This window comes from Acinetobacter sp. RIT698 (assembly GCF_009668065.1).
In the GTDB taxonomy this organism is placed as follows: Bacteria; Pseudomonadota; Gammaproteobacteria; order Pseudomonadales; family Moraxellaceae; genus Acinetobacter; species Acinetobacter guillouiae.
Map to the genome: position 1 here is coordinate 38,560 of NZ_WJYH01000014.1, position 20,878 is coordinate 59,437.

18 protein-coding genes are annotated in these 20,878 nt (G+C 36.5%); 5 read left to right on the forward strand and 13 right to left on the reverse strand.

Features of this window, described 5'->3' with window-relative positions; all coding sequences use genetic code 11:
* Positions 1 to 40: 40 nt before the first annotated feature.
* The 8 genes from GJV03_RS08470 to uvrB form a co-directional block, all read right to left on the reverse strand.
* Complete coding sequence (locus tag GJV03_RS08470) at positions 41 to 721, reverse strand: hypothetical protein (protein WP_035371575.1); 681 nt, start codon at positions 719 to 721, stop codon at positions 41 to 43.
* 12 nt (positions 722 to 733) lie between these two features.
* Positions 734 to 1,468: a hypothetical protein gene (locus GJV03_RS08475; protein WP_004721302.1), complete on the reverse strand. Its 735-nt coding sequence runs from the start codon at positions 1,466 to 1,468 to the stop codon at positions 734 to 736.
* 130 nt (positions 1,469 to 1,598) lie between these two features.
* Positions 1,599 to 2,060 carry a hypothetical protein gene (locus tag GJV03_RS08480; RefSeq protein WP_154129877.1) on the reverse strand — a complete coding sequence of 154 codons (462 nt, stop codon included), beginning with the start codon at positions 2,058 to 2,060 and terminating at the stop codon, positions 1,599 to 1,601.
* Positions 2,061 to 2,207: 147 nt separating this feature from the next.
* Complete coding sequence (locus GJV03_RS08485) at positions 2,208 to 3,665, reverse strand: glyceraldehyde-3-phosphate dehydrogenase (RefSeq protein ID WP_004721304.1); 1,458 nt, start codon at positions 3,663 to 3,665, stop codon at positions 2,208 to 2,210.
* A 354-nt stretch (positions 3,666 to 4,019) separates the two neighbouring features.
* Complete coding sequence (locus GJV03_RS08490; RefSeq protein ID WP_004721305.1) at positions 4,020 to 5,720, reverse strand: hypothetical protein; 1,701 nt, start codon at positions 5,718 to 5,720, stop codon at positions 4,020 to 4,022.
* A gap of 112 nt (positions 5,721 to 5,832) precedes the next feature.
* Positions 5,833 to 6,762, reverse strand: a complete 930-nt coding sequence (rarD, locus tag GJV03_RS08495; RefSeq protein ID WP_004721306.1) for an EamA family transporter RarD — start codon at positions 6,760 to 6,762, stop codon at positions 5,833 to 5,835.
* Between the two features lie 144 nt (positions 6,763 to 6,906).
* Entirely contained in the window at positions 6,907 to 7,497 is a 591-nt protein-coding gene (locus GJV03_RS08500; protein ID WP_056512453.1) for a lipocalin family protein, read from the reverse strand.
* A gap of 137 nt (positions 7,498 to 7,634) precedes the next feature.
* Positions 7,635 to 9,656, reverse strand: a complete 2,022-nt coding sequence (gene uvrB / locus GJV03_RS08505) for an excinuclease ABC subunit UvrB (RefSeq protein ID WP_004721309.1) — start codon at positions 9,654 to 9,656, stop codon at positions 7,635 to 7,637.
* 177 nt (positions 9,657 to 9,833) lie between these two features.
* Between uvrB and GJV03_RS08510 the strand changes: the two genes are divergently transcribed.
* The 3 genes from GJV03_RS08510 to GJV03_RS08520 all read left to right on the forward strand — a co-directional run bounded on the left by GJV03_RS08510 (position 9,834) and on the right by GJV03_RS08520 (position 14,030).
* Positions 9,834 to 10,613, forward strand: a complete 780-nt coding sequence (locus tag GJV03_RS08510; RefSeq protein WP_154129878.1) for a hypothetical protein — start codon at positions 9,834 to 9,836, stop codon at positions 10,611 to 10,613.
* 374 nt (positions 10,614 to 10,987) lie between these two features.
* Positions 10,988 to 12,391 (forward strand): sensor domain-containing diguanylate cyclase, encoded by a 1,404-nt coding sequence (locus tag GJV03_RS08515; RefSeq protein ID WP_228722061.1) that lies wholly within the window; start codon positions 10,988 to 10,990, stop codon positions 12,389 to 12,391.
* 187 nt (positions 12,392 to 12,578) lie between these two features.
* The gene (locus GJV03_RS08520) at positions 12,579 to 14,030 is read left to right on the forward strand and encodes a GGDEF domain-containing protein (RefSeq protein ID WP_154129880.1); all 1,452 of its coding nucleotides are present in this window, start codon (positions 12,579 to 12,581) and stop codon (positions 14,028 to 14,030) included.
* Between the two features lie 91 nt (positions 14,031 to 14,121).
* On the opposite strand, the gene GJV03_RS08525 is transcribed toward GJV03_RS08520, so the two are convergent.
* On the reverse strand, positions 14,122 to 14,301 hold the full coding sequence (locus GJV03_RS08525; protein ID WP_004721316.1) for a hypothetical protein: 180 nt from the start codon (positions 14,299 to 14,301) through the stop codon (positions 14,122 to 14,124).
* A 221-nt stretch (positions 14,302 to 14,522) separates the two neighbouring features.
* On the opposite strand from GJV03_RS08525, the gene GJV03_RS08530 reads away from it, so the two are divergent.
* Entirely contained in the window at positions 14,523 to 15,758 is a 1,236-nt protein-coding gene (locus tag GJV03_RS08530) for a pyridoxal phosphate-dependent aminotransferase (RefSeq protein ID WP_004721317.1), read from the forward strand.
* 99 nt (positions 15,759 to 15,857) lie between these two features.
* Here GJV03_RS08530 and GJV03_RS08535 read toward each other — a convergent pair whose 3' ends face one another.
* Both GJV03_RS08535 and GJV03_RS08540 read right to left on the reverse strand, forming a co-directional pair.
* A complete protein-coding gene (locus GJV03_RS08535; protein ID WP_004721319.1) occupies positions 15,858 to 16,235 on the reverse strand; it encodes a hypothetical protein in 378 nt (125 codons plus the stop codon).
* A 228-nt stretch (positions 16,236 to 16,463) separates the two neighbouring features.
* A complete protein-coding gene (locus GJV03_RS08540; RefSeq protein WP_154129881.1) occupies positions 16,464 to 17,360 on the reverse strand; it encodes an AraC family transcriptional regulator in 897 nt (298 codons plus the stop codon).
* Positions 17,361 to 17,561: 201 nt separating this feature from the next.
* Here GJV03_RS08540 and GJV03_RS08545 point away from each other — a divergent pair, with 201 nt between their 5' ends.
* The gene (locus GJV03_RS08545; protein ID WP_004721323.1) at positions 17,562 to 18,257 is read left to right on the forward strand and encodes an alpha/beta hydrolase; all 696 of its coding nucleotides are present in this window, start codon (positions 17,562 to 17,564) and stop codon (positions 18,255 to 18,257) included.
* Between the two features lie 173 nt (positions 18,258 to 18,430).
* Here the strand turns inward: GJV03_RS08545 and GJV03_RS08550 are convergent, their stop codons facing one another.
* Both GJV03_RS08550 and GJV03_RS08555 read right to left on the reverse strand, forming a co-directional pair.
* Positions 18,431 to 19,921 carry a surface lipoprotein assembly modifier gene (locus GJV03_RS08550; protein WP_105712952.1) on the reverse strand — a complete coding sequence of 497 codons (1,491 nt, stop codon included), beginning with the start codon at positions 19,919 to 19,921 and terminating at the stop codon, positions 18,431 to 18,433.
* Positions 19,922 to 19,990: 69 nt separating this feature from the next.
* On the reverse strand, positions 19,991 to 20,752 hold the full coding sequence (locus GJV03_RS08555; RefSeq protein WP_004820661.1) for a Slam-dependent surface lipoprotein: 762 nt from the start codon (positions 20,750 to 20,752) through the stop codon (positions 19,991 to 19,993).
* Between the last annotated feature and the right edge of the window lie 126 nt (positions 20,753 to 20,878).

Consider the following 20,878-nt stretch of genomic DNA (forward strand, 5'->3'; position numbering starts at 1 on the left):
GGCTTAAATACAAAATTTAAGCCCATGCTATACTGAGTAATTAAGGATGAATATTTTTGATAGGGAAATCGATATTCATCTCTAGATCTGCGAGGGACTGCCTTTCTGTGTTGTACATGGTTGCACGGAACACCGCAATTTTTTTCATCGTCATTGGATCATTAATATTCAGTATTGGTCTAAGTTTATGCTTAACATATAAATGAATCACTTCATCAAATTCTAAATAAACGGGTCCATCAAACATAATCTTGATCGGGACTTGATATCGTCGTTTTAACTTAAATGGCACCGAAAGTTTAATCGGAATATCCACTTTTAAAGGAAATTGAGGCAACAGTTTATTTTGATAAACCAAGTCGGTAGTTGTTTCTAATGGCATTAGCGTTTCAATCTGAATATCAGTCTCATAATCAAGCTCAACCTCAATCGGCGTTGTCACAACAAAACTTAAATTAGCCAAATATTTGCCTTTCAAAGGTAAAGCCAACTCACGGTCAATCGTCAACTCAGTATCTAAAGCGCCTTGTGCATGTGTTTGTAAATAATTCCCCACATGGATTTTTGTCGGTAAAGATTCCGACAATTGAATTTGTGCGCTTTGTGCAGAAACCTGCATTGAGGCATGAATATTCAAATATAACCAAACGCACAGTGCAATGAGCAACACGACGCTGATAAAAGTGAACAACAAATTTCGTATAGATTTAAAGATCCACATTTCCATACCACCCTATTTTAAAGCTTCGGACTGTGGTTGTTGTGGTTCTACTGGCGGATGATCGCGACGTGATAGCCTTAAACTATTGAGCGGAATTTTAAGCTGCCCTTTTTCAATTTTTACCGGTAATGTATTTTGAACATCTACTGTTGCTTGAAGTGCTGATTTAATAGGAACATTGAGGTGGCCTTGAATTGGAATATTGGTTTTTAATGTCGCATCAAGTGGCACATGTAAATTTTCTTTAAGTAAAACCTTTACAGGCGCATCAAACTTTAAATGAATATTTTGGTTGAGTGGCACTTGTAAATTAATCGGCACATCCATATGAATCGGGATGTTCCCTTTTAACGGTAAAGTAATATCTTTGCCTAAAACAGTGACTTTAACCTTGGTATCAATCGGCATATCCTGATTGATTTTGATCACTTCACTCACAGGAATTGTGGTTTGAATTGGGACTTCATTATCAAAATACACATGTGGGGTTAAGGTTTGTGTAATCGGTAAGTTTAGCTTTTCATGAATAGGAATTTCAGCTTTCACTTTTCCTTTGACATCCACATCTAATGCGTCATGAATTTGTACTTTGGCTTGTAAAGGCTCTTTTAAATCGATACGTACAGCTTGATTTTCAAGTGGAATATAAATATTAAAATGTTTAAATACCCAGATTGCAATCAATACACCACACACTGTAGCAATAAGAATAAAGGCAACTCCTGCCATAACTTGCTTCAACTGCAAAATCCTGTCCTTAATTTTTATCCTTAATTATTTTTCATTTTAAATACTTATGTGAATTAATATGCGTTTTTATGTATAAAAGTCGAAGAATTTTGTTTAATTAATAAACAATTGATATCTAACCTACGGATTATTTCGGAAAATCAGCTAACCAATAGCACTGCACAATTGCTGTATTATTTTTATACTCAACACTCACATCGCCTTTTTCATGATTTTGATTGAATTTTAGAGTTTTAAATCGCTGCTTTGCTGCTGTAGCACTCAAATCAAAATATAAATATTCATTGTATTGTTGCGCTGGACGACCAAAACTAAATTCTATTTTGCGAATAGGAATGCCAGCATAAGTGACATTTTTTAATTTATAAGCGGTTGAGTCATATACCTGTTTATCCACATATTTTACATCAATCGTATAATGTTCAAGTGGTGCAATCAGTTCTGTATTTTCATTATGAAAATCATATTGCTGCCGAATTGCACAGTTTTGTTCAAAACGATCTTTTAATAAAGGACGTAATTCTAAGGATTTGGCATGTGTAGCAAAACAAGTAAATAACATCATGATGCATAAGATTTTTGTTTTCATTTTATTTTCTCTAATTTCTTAATCAAATGTTTATAGTCAAATTGTTGAGACAAATGGTAATTTTCATTTGAATTTAACCATATATCATCAATTTTGAATATAAAAAAGGAGCTTCATTTGAAGCTCCTTTTCGACAACTCTTACAAATTATGCATTTGTTTCAGCCGGTACTTTTGGATAGCTTACGCCACATACTTGTTCAGCAATACGTAATACTTGGCAGCTATAACCAACTTCGTTATCGTACCAAACGTAAGCTGTTAAACGGTTACCAGAAGTAATTGTTGCTTGTGCATCAAATACACCCGCTGTACGCGAACCAATAAAGTCAGACGATACAACTTCTGTAGAGTTGGTATAGCCAATTTGACCTTGAAGGTTAGAGTTGATCGAGATTTGACGAATATATTCGTTCACTTCTTCACGATCTACTTCTTTCTCAAGTGTTAAGTTAAGAATAGCAAGTGAAACGTTTGGTGTTGGAACACGTACTGAATTACCTGTTAATTTACCTTGTAACTGAGGTAATGCTTTCGCAACAGCTTTTGCAGCACCTGTTTCTGTAATAACCATATTCAGAGTTGCAGCACGACCACGGCGATCCGCTTTGTGGTAGTTATCAATCAAGTTCTGGTCATTTGTAAATGAGTGAACAGTTTCCACATGACCATTAATCACTTTGTATTTGTCTTCTAACACTTTTAAAACTGGTGTGATCGCGTTAGTTGTACAGCTTGCAGCAGAAATGATTTTGTCTGAATCAATGATGTCTGCTTGGTTAACACCAAACACGACATTCTTCATATCACCTTTACCAGGCGCTGTAAGCACAACACGACTTACGCCAGGGCATTTAAGGTGTTGAGATAAACCATCGATATCACGCCATTTACCCGTGTTATCAATCACTAGTGCATTGTCGATACCATAAGCTGTGTAATCAACTTCAGCAGGACTAGACGCATAGATCACTTTGATAAAGTTACCATTTGCAATGATTGCTTCATTTTGTTCATCAACAGAAATTGTTCCTGCAAATGGACCATGAATTGAGTCACGACGTAACAATGAAGCACGTTTTTCTAAATCACCATCAGATGATTTACGTACAACAATCGCTTTAAGGCTTAAACCACGACCAAGACCTGATTGGCTAATGATTAAACGCGCTAAAATACGGCCAATACGACCAAAACCATAAAGTACAACATCTTTAGGCTCAACTTGCGCAGGACGACCTTCTAAAGATTGAACAGCTTGAGCAACAAATGCATCAATATCGCCACCCTTTTCTTTATATTCAACTGCAAGTTTACCTAAATCAACTTCAGCAGAACCGATATTATCTAATTTCGCTAAAGCTTCTAAAATAGGGAAAGTATGTACAACAGAAAGCTCAACATCCATCATACGTGTACGACGGTGTGCTTTAAGAATTTGAATTACTGAACGGTTCACTAAAGAACGACCGTACACAGAAGTCACAATGTTTTTTTCACGGTATAATTGACCGATTAATGCAATCATACGTTCCGCGATTTCTTCACGGTTTTTCCAGCGACCTTGGTGCTCTGCATGTAGGGCGATGATAGTGTCTTTGCTCACAGATACGTCCTCTATTTATGTATATCTAGACATGGATTTTTAAACCCCATAATTGTAATGTAATTCTCATTTAGTTGAAATCAAATCGTGATACATTTTTATAATATTTTGTCATACTGGGTATTTTATTTTAAATTATGCCTTGATCTCTAAACAATATTTTAGCCATTTCGATTTTTTACATCTATGTAGATTTTTAGTATTGATATTGACTTTAGCAAAGTAAGAGGAAAATAAACTAGATAACAATAAAGAAAAAACCAGACAAAAGAAAAAATAAAGCTGATGTAGCTTCGTTAAACATCCTATTATCGCGCTTAGTCTGAGCTTTCTACTCAGCCCCTAACACGCGCTTTAATCATCATTAATTGAAGCATTAAATTCTTCTAAATCAAAATCAGCTAAATTTTCAGGCAGCTTCATTAAATAAGGAAAGCGAATAATGCCATTGTCCCCTGAAGGAAATGCGTAATGGCGCTCCAATTCACTCATTGAAGTCAGGCTTTCAAACTCGATGAATACACTATACTTTGCTAAACCTTTAGGGACAGTTAATACCTCTAAATAGGTTTGTTTTTTTATCAACATTGCGGCATGGTTTGCTTGAACAATATCCTTTTCAACTTTCCCACCTTTGATCATTTTTTTTAACAGTGAGCCTTCTACTTCATGCTGTTCATTCTTTAATTGCTTAACATAGCTGTCTAAAGCCCTATAATCTTTCACTTGCTCAGCGATAATTTCTTGAAGTTTTCTAATCGGTTGTTGAGAGCGTTCATGCATGACTTGCCACTCTCGCGGACTCATTGGAATAAAAATTTCATCTTTACGCTTTTCCAATAGCTTTAAATAAGCCAGCAGACGATATTCAAACAGTTGTACATGAGAATTAAAAAATAATGCGGGTTGTTCTTTAAAGTCACGATAATGCGATAAAATTTCAGAAAATATTCGATGCACACTCATAAACAAATATTCAAATTCTTCAATATGTGATAAATCGCTTTTAACCGCATTTCTTAAAGGCATCAATATATTGGCCGTGAGCAACTGTTCAATGGTTTTGATATGGTTTTGTGCAACCGTATCACTATTTTTCCCCACCATTCCAAGGGGTTCCATCAAAAATGGCAAGAGCTTGTTTTCTGTGAATTCTTCAAATTCTTGCACAATTTCAATCACATCTCTATGGACTTGATGCTGAATTGTGACCATTTTCTGAATCAAAAGATCCGTGCTATCTCGATATTCACTTTCACTCATTTGATCCGTATCGAGAACCAAACCCGTTACATAGACCTGATTTTTATATTCAATATTTTCTTCAAACAAAAAGCGTCGAATTGAATAAGGATTCTGTTCAAAATTTTCAATTGGTGCAATTAAATAGATAAATTCAGAGGTTTTAACAATCTCAAACTTACGAATCCGTTGTTCTCTTAAAATAAAATACTTAAAAAAAGGACGTTTCATTAATTCAGATGATTTGGTCAATAAGGGCTTAAACCAATAACCCAATAATTGTTGTTTAATAAACACTTCAATAATAAAACATTTAATTTGATCAGAAGTTAAGTTGCGGATACCTGCTGGCGCTTCAATATTTAATGTACGGATCAATTTCGCCACATCTTGTAAAAAAACACGGCGAATCAGTAATTTTTCTCGCTGCAAATTTAGATGATCATCCACCGAAATCAAATCAATTTGATACAACGCATTTTCTAAATAGTCTGCAATCTGAATACTATCTGTAATATTTTTTAACCAATTGATTGAGTTGCTCAGTTTGGTTGCAATGGAACGCATTCGCTCATTTTCAAAGGTATATTTTAAATTTTCTAATGAATTTGTGATTTTAAATTCAAAGCTGTTATTGCCTTTGTTCCATTGAATTTCTTTCGGTCTTAAAATTTGACGCTCAATCTCTTCGCGTATTTCGATATTGGCTTCGTCAAAAACATCACACAAAACCTGTTCCCAGTTTAAATCGGTACTCGGCTCTAATTGCAATAAGGTTGCCCGTGTTTGATAGGGAATTATTGTTGTGTTCATAATATATTCAGCGTTTTTTTACTCAAAAACCAAATTAAAACATAGATTAATGAGATAAATTTAACACTTTTAAAAATTATAGTCCAACAATTATCAATTTATTTTTTCTTGATTAACCTATTCTTTCGTCTAATTTTTCGATATTCAAGGCTAAGTTTTTCCGTTTATTGTTTTGTTGATAGAGATGCCAAATCCCTTCCAATACCAAAACCCCCACAGCACACCAAATTGGAATATAGGTAAACCATTCATCTGCTGAAATAGACTCACCCAGCGCCAAGGATGCTAAGGCCAACAAGACAGGTTCTAAATAACTTAACAATCCAAACAAGACCATCGGTAGATGGCGACTCGCCAAAATATAGCTACCTAAACCAATCGCACTCAGTATCCCAAGTCCTGCAACCACAAATATTAAAACCGGTGCATCAGCAAATTGGCTATAAGCATCTAATCCTGTTTGAGTGAAATAAATTGCGATGGGAATACAAATTAAAATATCCCACCAAAAGCCACCTAAATTATCGGTTTTAATAGTTTTTCGAACCAGAAAATAAAGCGAATAGCCCAATGCAACACTGAGGGTTTCCCATGCAATAGTGCCCAAACGCCATAATTCGTGCCCTACTCCAAGCACCGCAAAAGCAACGGCAACCATCTGGAATTTAGATAATTTCTCTTTATAAAAAATGCTACCTGCAAGGACTAGAACCAAGGGTAAAAGAAAATACCCAAGCGATACTTGTAAGCCGCGTCCATTCATCGGCCCCCAAAGGAAAAGCCAAAGTTGGAAACAGGTCAAAATAGAAGTGATGATCAATAAAAGTAATAAAGCAGGTTGTTTGACCATTCGATGATAAATGGTTTTAACATGGACAAAATCACCGCTCAATAACATAAATAAGGTCAGGAACGGTAAAGTGGCGATAATCCGCCAACCAAAGGTTTGTTGACTATCTAGATCGCCCAGCAATTTGGTATAAAAGTATAAGACCCCAAATGTTACAGATGCCAATACAGACAATACGACGCCCTTAAACATCTGTCGCCTCACGGTGATTTTCAAATAAATTCTTAGGCATTATAAACATCTTCACCCAAAATTAATTTGAATATTCAATTATTTTTCCAAACTCAAGAGTTGCAAATATCGAAATATTCAAAATATATCGGCTTAAATTTCTGATTATTCTTGCGCGTTCTGCTTGGTTCGAATCAGATCTTTTAAGTTAAAACCAACAGTCTGGGCATAACGAAGAAATTCAGTTACTTTTGCTTCATCTGGATGAGGGTCTCTAGACAGCAACCACAAATATTTTCGCTTCGGTTCTCCCACCAAAGCCATTTGATAGTTTGAATCAATTTTTAACACCCAATAATCACCACGTCCCACCGGCATCCAACGAATCGCTTCGGGAATAAAACTTACTTTAAATTTTGAATTAAACGGCTCATTACTGATAAATGCTTCACCCAATGAACGTAATTCTTGTCCATTTTGATCTACACATCTATTATCAACTGCAACATTGCCATATTCATTCACGGTATATCGTGCAGTCACATCCGACTTACAATCTTTTTGAAAATACATTGGCTTGCGGGCAATTTCATACCATAGCCCTAAATATTGACCCAATTCCAATTTTGGAATCGCAGCTAAAGTCGAGTTTTCCGCATAGACTTTTGGATAAAAAAAGCTCGAAAAAACCATCCCAAATACGATTATTAATTTTTTAAAGTCATAAGAATTGGGTAATATTTTAAATAATTGCACCTTATACCCTCAGCATTACTTTTTACTATTTATTATAAAATAATCAGAAATTTAAACTTAGACTGTAGCTTTATGTATCCTTGTTCGAGCTAAAGCTACAGCAAGCACAAAAGTGAAATCATTTCACAATGAGACAATTACTTTAACATTCTGGTTTTTAAACGCACAATTTCGTCACGTAATCGCGCAGCTTGTTCAAATTGCAGTTCTTTAGACGCTTTTAGCATTTCTTTTTCAAGCTTGCTAATGTGTTTCGTAAAGAGTTTTGGATCAGATAAAATATGACGCTCATCCGCAGTTAAAGCCTGATGCTGGTCACTAATACCTGCTTCAATTTGATCATCGCTGATCACTTCACCAGTATCAATTTCTTTAATTGCTTGACGTACAGCACTGCGTGGAATAATGCCATGCTCTTCATTAAATTGAATTTGTTTGGCCCGACGACGATCAGTTTCATCTATGGCTTTCTGCATCGAATCAGTTATACGGTCAGCATATAGAATCGCCTTACCTTTTAAATGACGAGCGGCACGACCGATGGTTTGGATTAACGACCGTTCAGAACGAAGAAAACCTTCTTTATCTGCATCAAGAATGGCAACCAACGATACTTCTGGCATATCCAGACCTTCACGCAACAAGTTAATCCCGACCAGAACATCATGTACTCCTGTCCGCAGTTCGTGAATAATTTTGACACGCTCAACGGTATCAATATCTGAATGTAAATAAGCCACCTTAACCCCATATTCTTTTAAATATGAAGTTAAGTCCTCTGCCATCCGCTTGGTTAAAGTGGTGACTAAAACACGTTCATCGAGTTCTTTACGGATATTAATTTCTGAAAGCACATCATCCACTTGAGTCAATACAGGACGTATTTCAATTTCTGGATCGACCAATCCTGTTGGACGTACCACCTGCTCTGCAACTTGTTCAGATTTTTCCAGTTCGTATTTCGCAGGTGTTGCACTGACATAAATAGTGGTTGGAACAATACGCTCCCATTCCTCAAATTTCATCGGACGGTTATCCAATGCACTAGGTAAACGGAAACCATAATTGACCAAGTTTTCTTTACGTGAACGGTCACCTTTATACATTGCCCCAATTTGTGGAACTGTCACATGCGATTCATCAATAATCAGTAACGCATCATCAGGGATATAGTCAAATAATGTCGGAGGTGCTTCACCCGCTGGGCGACCAGATAAATGCCTTGAGTAGTTTTCAATGCCATTGGTATAACCCAATTGTTGCATCATTTCTAAATCATAACGGGTCCGTTGTTCGATCCGCTGTGCTTCAAGGAGTTTTTCATGTTCTTTAAAGAACACTAAACGATCAGCCAATTCATCACGAATCGTTCCAATTGCACGCTGCAAATTGTCTTTTGGCGTTACATAATGGCTTTTTGGGTAGATTGTTATACGCGGTGCTTTACGGACCATTTTCCCAGTAATTGGATCAAACCATCGAATTGAATCGACTTCATCATCAAACAACTCAACCCGAACTGCATGTTGGTCCGATTCAGCAGGGAAAATATCGATAATTTCGCCACGAATACGATAGGTACCGCGTAAAAATTCCAGCTCATTACGGGTATATTGCATTTCAACAAGTCTGCGAATAATGTCATCACGACTAATTCTGTCCCCTTGTACAATATGCAATAACATACTCATATAAGCATTGGGATCACCTAAACCATAGATTGCGGATACTGAAGCGACAATAATGGCATCACGGCGTTCTAATAAAGCACGTGTAGCAGAGAGACGCATTTGGTCAATATGATCATTGATTGCTGAATCTTTTTCAATAAAAGTATCCGAAGATGGTACATAAGCTTCAGGTTGATAATAGTCATAATAACTAACGAAGTATTCAACTGCATTGTTTGGAAAAAATGCTTTAAATTCACCATATAATTGTGCAGCGAGAGTCTTGTTATGTGCCATGACAATAGTTGGACGTTGCGTTTGTGCAATCACATTTGCCATGGTATAGGTTTTCCCTGAACCCGTTACACCGAGTAGAAGTTGGTCGTGAAAACCTTTATTTATGCCTTCGACTAATTTTGCTATTGCCTGTGGTTGATCCCCAGCAGGTTGATAATTTGTAACAAGTTCAAAAGGTTGATGTTCACTCACAATAATTCACTCTTTAACCAATCGGGAAGAAGCCACAGTAGTTTAACAGAAACCAATTAAACCCATACATTGACACCTATTCTAGATGGGGCTTTTTACACAATATTCAACAAATACCTTGACCCTTTTTTATTTCAATAGCAACATGGAAACAAGCCAATTAAAAGATTGAAAAACATGACATATCACTATCATGATGAAAGCATAATCAAAACTTTGCCAGAAGATACTGTGTTTGTTTTTGGTAGTAATATGGCGGGTACTCATCAAGGCGGTGCGGCAAAAACAGCACATTTACATTTTGGCGCAACCAAAGGTGTTGGACGTGGCTGGGCAGGACAAAGTTTTGCTATACCGACCATGAATGAACATTTACAACAAATGCCACTTTCGCAAATTCAACACTATATTGATGATTTTAAAATTTATACAAAAAATCACCCGAAGATGAAATATTTTATTACGTCGGTGGGTTGTGGTGTTGCAGGCTATAAAGTCGAAGAAATCGCGCCGATGTTTAAAGGTATTTCACGCAATGTGATCTTCCCTGCTTCATTCCGTCCATTTGTAGAAAAAACCTTGCCTAAGCTCACGCAAAAATTACTGCATAGTTTTTTAACTGATGACGTCATATTTAGTTCAGATATAGAGCAAAAGATTCAAAGCTTAGATTTAACTGAAGCTGAAAAAAGCCTTGCTACGATTATTCTCAATACGCCAATGTATCCTAACGACAGTAATGGTCGAGATCGTATTTTTGAAATACAAGATATCCTGCACAATTTAAATGGAAAAATATTTGAATCTCAATCTAATTCAGAAGGTTCAATGATTTTTGGAGGGGCTATTTTAGCACTTTTAGAACTCTATAATTTAAATGAAACAGACTTTATTGCAGTATGGACTGGTCAGCGTACTATTGCTGCACCAAAAGCAGAACATCGGGCTAAAAAGTAAAATGCTTTGATTATTTTTAATTGAACAACTATTTATGTTAAGTTTTTACTTATGCTATATAGTTAAACAGGGGTTGTTAACAATTCGTCTATGTTTGCGACTACGTGTATTTTATAGGCAATACTAGGCACAAAGTACGAAATTTAGTCATTCTAAATGAGTAGTTCGTAACGACGTAGCGGCAAAAAACACACAAGTCCCGAAGGGTTGTGGCTAAAATTATCTCAGCCTACGTTATGACACTCGAAAATAGTCTCGCTATTCTCTTCGTTTCATGCCTTGTCTGCTCAATTTTAGCCTACAACGCAAGCCATTTATGAAATGTCAACAGCCCCTAAATTAATAAATAATTTTTTGGAAAATATATGGAGCAAATGGATTTAACAATATTTGATTTGTCTCCAATTGCCATGTGGCTACAAGATTTTAGTGGTATAAAAAAAATATTTGATGAATGGACTGCGCAAGGTATTTCCGATATTAAGCAACATCTATTGGAAGATACTAGCCGTTTAAAACCTTGTTTGGCAGCGATCCGCACCATTCATATCAATAAAAGCACCCTGATTTTATATGAAGCTGATGATTTAGCGGAGATTTTAGAAAAATTTCCAGAAATGCATACAGAAAATACTGAACTATTACATATCCAATTTTTTTCAGCGCTTTGGAATAAAGAAACAGATTGCTCGATTCAAGTGGTCAACCTTAGCTGCAAAGGCAAAAAAATTGATATCCAACTTAGAGCCAATATTTTAAAGGATGCGAAACAAAGCTGGGATCGAGTTTTATTAACCACGGAAGATATCTCTCAGTGTCAAAATGCGCGTCGGATTGCAGAATCCCTATTTTTGCATTCACCCACTGCCCTCTGGGTCAAAGACTACAGCAAAATAAAATCATTATTTAATCAATTAGTAGCGAATAATGTCACTGACTTAGATCAATATATTCAGCAAAATCCAGATTTTCTATTTCTTTGTTTTGAAAACATCCGATCAGTTGGTGTAAATCAAGCTTTACTGGACTTATTTAATGCCGACAATGAACAACATTTTTATCAGCATTTAAATCATATTTTTAGAGAGAATTATCAACAAAATTTTCATAAACAATTATTACACTTATGGAATGATCATCATCAACTTAAACGAGAATGTGAATACCAGTCAATCAATGGAGATTTGCTGCATGTACTCGAACAGTTTGTTATTTTTCCAGATTCAAAACATAACTGGGATACCGTGCAAATTGCCTTTACCGATTTAACGGAACGAAAAAAATTAGAAGATCATCTGCAACATGCCAGTAAACATGATCAATTAACGCAGTTATATAATCGAACATTTTTTATCGGTGAAATTCAACGCTTACAATCTCAAAAATTTAATTCACTTTCATGTATGTATTTAGACATCAATGGTTTAAAAAGAGTGAATGATTTACAGGGACATCATGTCGGCGACTTACTGATTCAACGTTTTGCACATCTGTTAAAAAAATCCACCATCAAAACACCTTATTCTGTTTCGCGTATTGGTGGTGATGAATTTGTGATTCTTATGCCTGAATCAAATCATCTGCATATAGAAACATTACTTAAGATCATTCAACAAGAATTAGAGATAGATCGACTGAACAATCCTCAACATCCAATTCATGTTGCGATTGGTTATGCGACAACAAGCCATTATAAAAATATTGATGATTTATTAAAAAAAGCAGATCAAATTATGTATCAAGATAAGCAAGCATATTATTTATTAAATACGGATTAATGTCTTTTAAGAATTAAAGAAATTAATTGAAATTAACCAACATCAATGCAAACCCAATAAAAGGATAACCAGCGATCATAAAATACAATAAGTAATAAATAACTTGGATTTTATTATTTTATATCGCTCTTTTTTAGGATATATTTCAAACATTCTAGATCACCGCTCAACACACGAGAATCTTATAATGGAATTTTCTGATTCTTCTATTTTTGATATATCACCTACCCCGATGTGGATAGAGGACTATAGCGAAGTAAGAGAACAATTTAATCAGTGGAAAGGCCAAGGAATCACAAATCTTCAAAGCTTTTTAGAAGAAAATCCAGATCAGATTACGGCTTGTGCACACAAAATTAAGATTCTACATGTCAATAAAAAAACCTTAGATTTATTTGAAGCCAGAAATCAGCAACACCTGTATCAGAACTTAAATATTATTTTTCAGAAAGAAATGCTGCACTCACATATCAAAGAGCTGGTTGCACTTTGGAATGGAGAAGCTGAGTTTTCAAATACCACAGTCAATTACACGATTTCAGGCAATAAATTAGACATCAAATTACGCGGTATCATCATGCCGGGTTCAGAAGCCAGTTTAGACCGGGTTTTAATCACCACTGAAGATATTACAGACTATCAAAATGCGCGCCGTTTAGAAGAAAAAAATCGCCAACTGGCAGAATCTCGCTTTATTTACTCGCCTACCTCGTTGTGGGTTGAAGATTTTAGTCGTGTAAGACTCCGCATAGACCAACTCCGTGAAATTGGTATCGAAGATTTTCGCACCTTCTTAGATGTACATACCGACTTTGTAAACCAGTGTATCGAAGACATCATCTTATTGGATGTCAATCAAGCAACCCTTGATTTATTTAAAGCCAAAGACAAAGAAACCCTGTTTAAAAACTTAAACAAAGTATTTGCAAAAGAGATGTATCAGACTTTCCGTGAGCAACTGATTGAACTCTGGAATGGTAAAATTCATCATCAACGTGAAGCTGTAAATTATGCATTGGATGGTTCAGTACGAAATGTATTGCTTCAATTTACTGTTTTCCCAGGCTATGAACATGACTGGAGTCTAGTGCAAGTTGCATTGACTGATATTACTGCACGAAAAAAAGCAGAAACGTATTTGGAATATCTGGGGAAACATGATGTTCTGACTAAATTATTCAATCGTTCGTTCTATACAGAGGAAATTAATCGTTTAGAGCGTGGTGTACTGCGTCCGACTTCAGCCATTTTTATTGATATGAACGGTTTAAAAGCCATCAATGATCAGTTGGGTCATGATGTTGGTGATGAATTACTGCGACGAATGGGCAATATTCTGACTCGTACCATTGCCAATACAAGTTATACCGCTTCTCGTATTGGTGGAGATGAGTTTGTGATTCTTATGCCTGCGGCAAATGAACAGACCGTCGAATCGATGATTATGACCATTGAAGAATTACTCAATATCGACAATCAATATTATTCGTCACAGCCTATTAGTATTGCCATTGGTTATGCAACAACATCTGCAAATGAAAGTATAGACAATATGTTGAAACGTGCAGATTTATTGATGTATCAAAAGAAAAAAAATTATTATGAATATGTCACGGAAATGTTAAATGGTAGTGCTTAATATTCCACAAGGATAAATGCTATAGCGTTAAGTAAAAGATTCTTTTTATAAAAATAGGTGCATCAAGCACCTATTTTTATATCTCAAACACTTAGCGTTTTCCCATCGAACGGCGTGTACCACGAGGTGGCATCCAAGTACGATCTGCATATTGCTCAGGTTTAGGACGGACGTTGTTGTGGGCAACATCATCATCATTTTCTAAAGATGATGGCATTGGAAATGGTAAATTCACCAATGGCTTCTTTTTGGGAGTATTTTGGGTGCTCATGTGATTCACTCAATTTTAACTGGCTATATTGTACGTAAATTTCAGCTTTGATGCGAGTGCTCTTAAACTTTCGCTTTTATTTGTATTCTCTTGATACATTAATTTCTGCTTTTGATGAATATTTATTGAATTTGCATAGATATTAGACGACCAAACATGAAAAATTAGGCTATGATAATGTGCTTTTTATTTTTTTAATCCCTATAAGAAGGAATAATGCCGTGGACGTACGTCTCTCTGATCGTGTAAATGCCATCAAACCGTCTCCAACGCTTGCTGTTACCAACAAAGCTGCTGAATTAAAAGCTGCGGGTAAAAATGTAATCGGATTGGGCGCTGGCGAACCAGATTTTGACACCCCACAACACATCAAAGATGCTGCTATTACAGCGATTAACAACGGTTTTACCAAATATACCGCTGTTGATGGTACACCAGGCCTTAAAAAAGCAATTATTGCGAAGCTAAAACGTGATAACAATCTTGACTATGCTGCAAATCAGATTTTAGTGTCTTGCGGTGGTAAACAGTCTTTCTTTAACTTAGCACTTGCTTTGTTAAACAAAGGTGATGAAGTCATTATTCCAGCGCCATATTGGGTAAGCTATCCAGATATGGTGATCATTGCTGAAGGTGTTCCTGTCATCGTGAAATGTGGTGAAGAACAACGTTTCAAGATTACACCTGCTCAACTAGAAGCTGCGATTACAGACAAAACACGTTTGGTGGTTTTAAATAGTCCTTCTAACCCAACAGGCATGATCTACAGCAAAGCTGAGCTTGAAGCTTTAGCAGAAGTGCTCCGTAAATATCCTCAAGTTTATGTTGCTTCTGATGATATGTATGAGCCGATCCGTTGGGATGATGAGTTCTACAATATTGCTACTGTAGCTCCTGATCTTTATGAGCGTGTTATCGTGCTTAACGGTGTATCTAAAGCATATGCAATGACTGGATGGCGTATCGGCTATGCAGCAGGACCTGCAAAATTGATTGGCGCAATGAAAAAAATCCAATCACAATCAACTTCAAACCCAACTTCGATTTCACAAGTTGCTGCTGAAGCTGCATTGAATGGTCCTCAAGATGTACTTCAACCGATGATTGAAGCGTTCAAACGTCGTCATGATTTAGTTGTGAATGGCTTGAATGAAATTCAAGGGATTAGCTGCTTACCTGCTGATGGTGCATTCTATGCTTATGCCAACATTCGTCCTTTGATTCGTGCAAAAGGCTTAAAATCTTGCACAGAATTCTCAGAATGGTTGTTGGAAGAAACTGGTGTTGCTGTTGTTCCTGGTGATGCTTTTGGTTTAGGCGGCTATATGCGTATTTCTTATGCGACTGCTGATGAAGTACTTGTTGATGCGCTTGCTCGTATTAAAAAAGCTGCAGATTCTATTGACGGTGTTGATGCAGCAATTGCTTCAATCGCAGCTGAAAAAGCAGCGCAATAAGACGAGATTTGTTTAAATGAAAAATGGGTGTATTGATTACACCCATTTTTTTATCTTTGTTGATCTTACTTATCAACAAGCTTCTATATTTTTTATAAATTAATCTTTGAGTAACAAGCCCGTGGTATTGTCTCCATCATTTCCAGTACCGTAATGATCTATACGTACAGTATCAACTTGTACAGTAGATGTGTTTGCCGCATAGTACTTTTCATGATCGACTAATAATAACCCTGTGGTATTGTCTCCATCATTGCCTGTGCCATAATGTTCAATTCTCGGCTCCTTATTTTGATCAAGCTTTGAATAAGGCACAAGTTTTATTGGCTCTTTCAATAAAAGACCTGACGTATTATCTCCATCGCTACCTGTACCAAAGTGATCAATGCGTATTTCTTGCGTATTTTGATGTGATGCAAAACTTAAACTTGAAACACTACAAAGACCAATAACAGTTAATCTGATTAAAGTTTTCATGTCATTCTTCCCATTGAGATATCATTTCATTCTAGAGGTCGAAACTATACAATTCACGGTCATGGGAATTACATTTATGACATTAACCAATCTAAGCACATCTTCAAAAAAATCTAAAACCTAGCCTAAATCTTCAAGTTTTATTGCTGTTCCAGATCAGTTTGACTAAATACGATTCAGTGTTAAAGCGCGTTTTAGAGCATAAAAACTAAAGTTGATCATTTGTATTTATAGATCACTTTGTATCAATGATGCTCTAAATACTTTCGGTGCACATCCATATGTTTGTGTGAAAGCACGAGTGAATGCTGCTTGTGAGCTATATCCTACTAATTCAGCAATTTGAAAGATATTTTTGTCTGTCTCTTTTAGAAACTGACTTGCTAGTCTCATCCGCCAATTTTTTAAATATTGAATTGGAGAAACACCCACTTGTTCAACAAATTTTTTAGCAAAACTTGAACGAGATTGATGGGTGGATTGAGCCAAATTTTCCACATCCCATGCATAAGCAGGACGATCATGCATCAAAGATAATGCTTTACTAATCGCAGGATCACGTAAAGCGACAATCCAGCTTTTATGTTCAATGGTTGCTTTTGCTAACCAAAACCGTATTGACCACACCAATAGAAGATCGATAATCCGTGAAAGCATCACTTGGCTACCAAGGCTAGGATGCTCAAGCTCAAGCTTTATCGCAGCAACAGTCATTGGCACCCATTCTGCAATTTTATCCGTATCATTGTGCGATGGGACATGGATATAGCGAGGCAACCCCTCGATTATAGCTTCACCATAAATTCCACTAAGTTTAAAAATACAGCTAATCACAGCGGCTGCTTGATTTTCAGCATCCAACAATTCAATCGTGTGTTCTCCAGTTGAAGGTAGAACAATAATATCCCCTGCTTTTAAAACCAGATCTAGATTAGAGTTTGCTACTTTAAGTCTGCATGTCGCCTGCTGAACGATATGGATATATGCATAATCCTGTTTAAAGCTTAACTGTTGTTGATCTGTAAATCGCGCGAAGTCATAGATCTCACCTGATATTTTTGCAAACTGATAAATATCAAAGAATATATCCGTTAAAGCACTTTTTTCAGCATATTCATCTCTCATTCTTTGTCACAATTCCTAAAAAGTGTTTCTGCAAAAACATTGGTGTTTCTGTTATTGTTAAAGTGAATTTAAACATGAATAATCGTTTATAGAAGCTTTTTTGAGTATAAAAATTACATTCAGTATCTATCCAATCTTTATACAAAAAGTCTTCAATCATTTAGCTCAACAAATACAATAGCATTTAGCTAGGAGACACACATGAGTAATAAACCGACAATTATATTCGTACACGGATTTTGGGGAGGCGCTGCTCATTGGAGTAAAGTGGTAACTGAGCTGTCTCACCGAGGTTATGAATCATTACGTGCAGTAGAACTCCCGCTGAGCTCACTGGCTGAAGATGTTGAACGAACAAGAAAAATGATTGCGCAAGTTAAAGGAGATGTGCTTCTGGTTGGTCACTCATATGGTGGCGCTGTAATTACTGAAGTTGGCAATCAAGCGAATGTGGTAGGTCTGGTTTATATTGCTGCTTTTGCACCTGACTCAAACGAAAGCCCTGGTGGCATTACTCAACAACATTTACCTGAGGCTGCACCAAACTTAGAACCAGACAGTGATGGTTATCTCTGGCTTAAAGCAGATAAATTCCATGAAAGTTTCTGTCAGGATTTAACCAAAGATGAAGGGTTTGCAATGGGTGTCACCCAAAAAGCGCCAGTAGCAAGCACTTTTGGCGATACGATTTCCACGCCAGCATGGAAAACGAAACCATCTTGGTATCAAATCTCGACTCAAGACCGAATGATCCACCCTGAAAATCAAAAAGTCATGTCTGCACGCTTAAATGCAAAAAAAGTGATTTCGCTAGATGCAAGTCATGCTTCTTTGGCATCACATCCAAAAGAAATTTCAGACTTGATTGAGGAAGCTGTCAGCTTTCTTGCTCAATAAATGATGAATGAATAGAGGGAATCAATGGATTTCCTCTATATCTTAGACCCATTTAAAACTTAGATTTATTGGAATTCAATTTGGCTATATAAATGTATAAATTAGAATTCAGTAAGAAGACCACTTTAATACGGTTTCAATTCCTCAAATAGAGATAAAACCTCTACAACACTTTAAAACCGATGCTCCAGCTTTAAACTAACATTATGTTTATCATAAGAATATAGCCATTCTACATTGCTGTTATTTTGATTATATTGATAAGTGAGATTAGGTGTTAAACCATAAAAAGCCCAACGAGGTGCACTTAAAATCAAAGTATAGTTTTGTTCAAAATCATGTCGTCTAGCCTCCAATACCGGAGTAAATTTATCAAATTGACGCCAACGGAAAGAACTAAATAAATTTGCGTTAAAACCTGAGTCAAAGTTTTTGGAAAGGCCTAAACGTATGCCCTGTTGCTGATAAGCTGTGAAATATTGCTCTTGGGTATTATGGTCGACAAAATCCAGTCCGCCAAATAGCGTCCAGTTTCTCGGTAAAATTTTCCAAAAGGTTGAATAGACTGAATATTCCACGCCATCTTGGCCTTTATACTGGGAATAATTTATATCCTTCATTTCGGCTTCTAACTTGACAGCTTTGTCGTTAGAGATAAAACGCATCCACTCACCCCTTAGCCCATAGGCACTATACAGCGGGTCGTGGGCATAGTATTTATGTTCAAATACGGGTGCAATCAAGACTTGATTACGTTCGTTGTAATAACTATAACCCGCATTTAAGTTAAAAGTTAATTCATTATAATCTGTCTGCTCTGGATAAACTTGACCATAGAATAATCCGCGCAATGCAATGCCATGTTGTCCAGAAAGCGACCATCGTTTAGTTAAGGTCGCTTCATAGTCCAAACCTTGCGCACTGATCGCGTCAGGTGTGCCACGCTTTACTTGTTCAATAGGAACGACCTTCTTAGTCTCAGGGTCAATGCCATAATACGTAATGATGTCGTATTTATCGGAAGCATTATTAACATTACTGGCATAACGTGAACCAAAAGCCAATGAACCATGCCATTCATCTCGTTGTTTAAGCCCTTTGAGATACATCTCTACAGTTTGACCTATACCTTGGGCAGCAGGATCTGTAGACAGAGCCAGTTGAGATTGAATCTGCTGAAATAACTGTTGACCTTGCTGATTTTTTTGTTGTTCGGTGTAGATACGAGCCAGCTCAAGTTGGGTCATTAAATTATTCGATTGAATCTCTAGGCTATGTTTAAGTTTACTCTCAGCTAAACTTAAATTCCCCTGTGTTCGTGCCATGACACCCTCAGCGAACTCAGTCAAAGCCTGATCATAATTTGGAAATTTTTTATATTTTTCAAGATAACTTAAAGCCACTTGCCATTGTTTTTGCATCACTGCCAAGTAAAGTGCATATGCAACTTCTGCGGGTTCATCCTTAACCACATATTCTTGACCTTGTATGATCAGATTCGGTAATGCTTGTGTGTTCTTAGGGTCTTCTGATTTGAGTAATTTCTTATCATTTTGATATTGCTGTTGGCTAATTTCCTGATTTAACCTGATACTGGTATCATCCGCTGCATAAACACATTGTCCACACTGCAATACGGCACCAAGCAATACTATTTTTTTCATCTATAAACTCACCAGATAGAATAAAAAAAAAGAAAGACTTACCGAAGTAAGCCTTTCTCATTTAAATCATTATTTTTTTCCACCAAAAGCAACGTCATGCACATTATTGTTAAATGTTGCAATTCCAGCTAAGCTGCTTTGGCTATTATAGAATTGACCTGAAACTGTCCCTGCACCAGCTGACGGATTAGTCGTCCAAGATGCATTTGAACCACTAATCGTTGCGTCGTTATTAATTGTTGCAGTACCCAAATTAAAGGTACGTGAACTATCGCTCAATGAACCCGTTAACTGTTTGGTTGCAAAGTTAGCGGTAAAAGTACCTGACAATAAATTAGAGCCATTATAATTATTGACACCTTGAACACTATAATTTGCAGTACCTGTAGACGGTACGCTGGTATCCGCATCTTTACCATTGTAATAAACAGTGTGTGTTGCTGGATCAACCGTACCTAAACGCTTACCGCTGGCATCTTTGGCTTCGGCATTCCACTCACCAAACCAAACGTCTTGTGTAGGCACTTGTTTATAGTTAGCATAACCAATCCCAGCATGAGATGCTGGAAGCCCAGGTAAGTAAGGGCTTAGACGTACAACGCCATTGCCATCTGCATAGCCGTTAAAACCTGAGAATGCAACAATTGCACCGTTATAAAGAGTGTTAACACCAAAACCAACACCTGAGTTTGGATGAGTCGGTCCAAGTGAACCTGTAGAACCAACTACAATATTACCAATATCACTTGATTCACCTACAACAGCTGCTTGTGCAACACCCACTAAACCAACAGATAGTAAAATAGCCAATGAGATAGATTGAAGTTTCATTTTAAGTTCCTCGATATGAGTTTTAAAGTTTTATCATTAAGAATAAAAATAAAAGTCTTAATGATTATCATTAAAAATAAAACATGTGCTGCACTGATTTTAATTTTAAATTCAAGTGTAAAATCA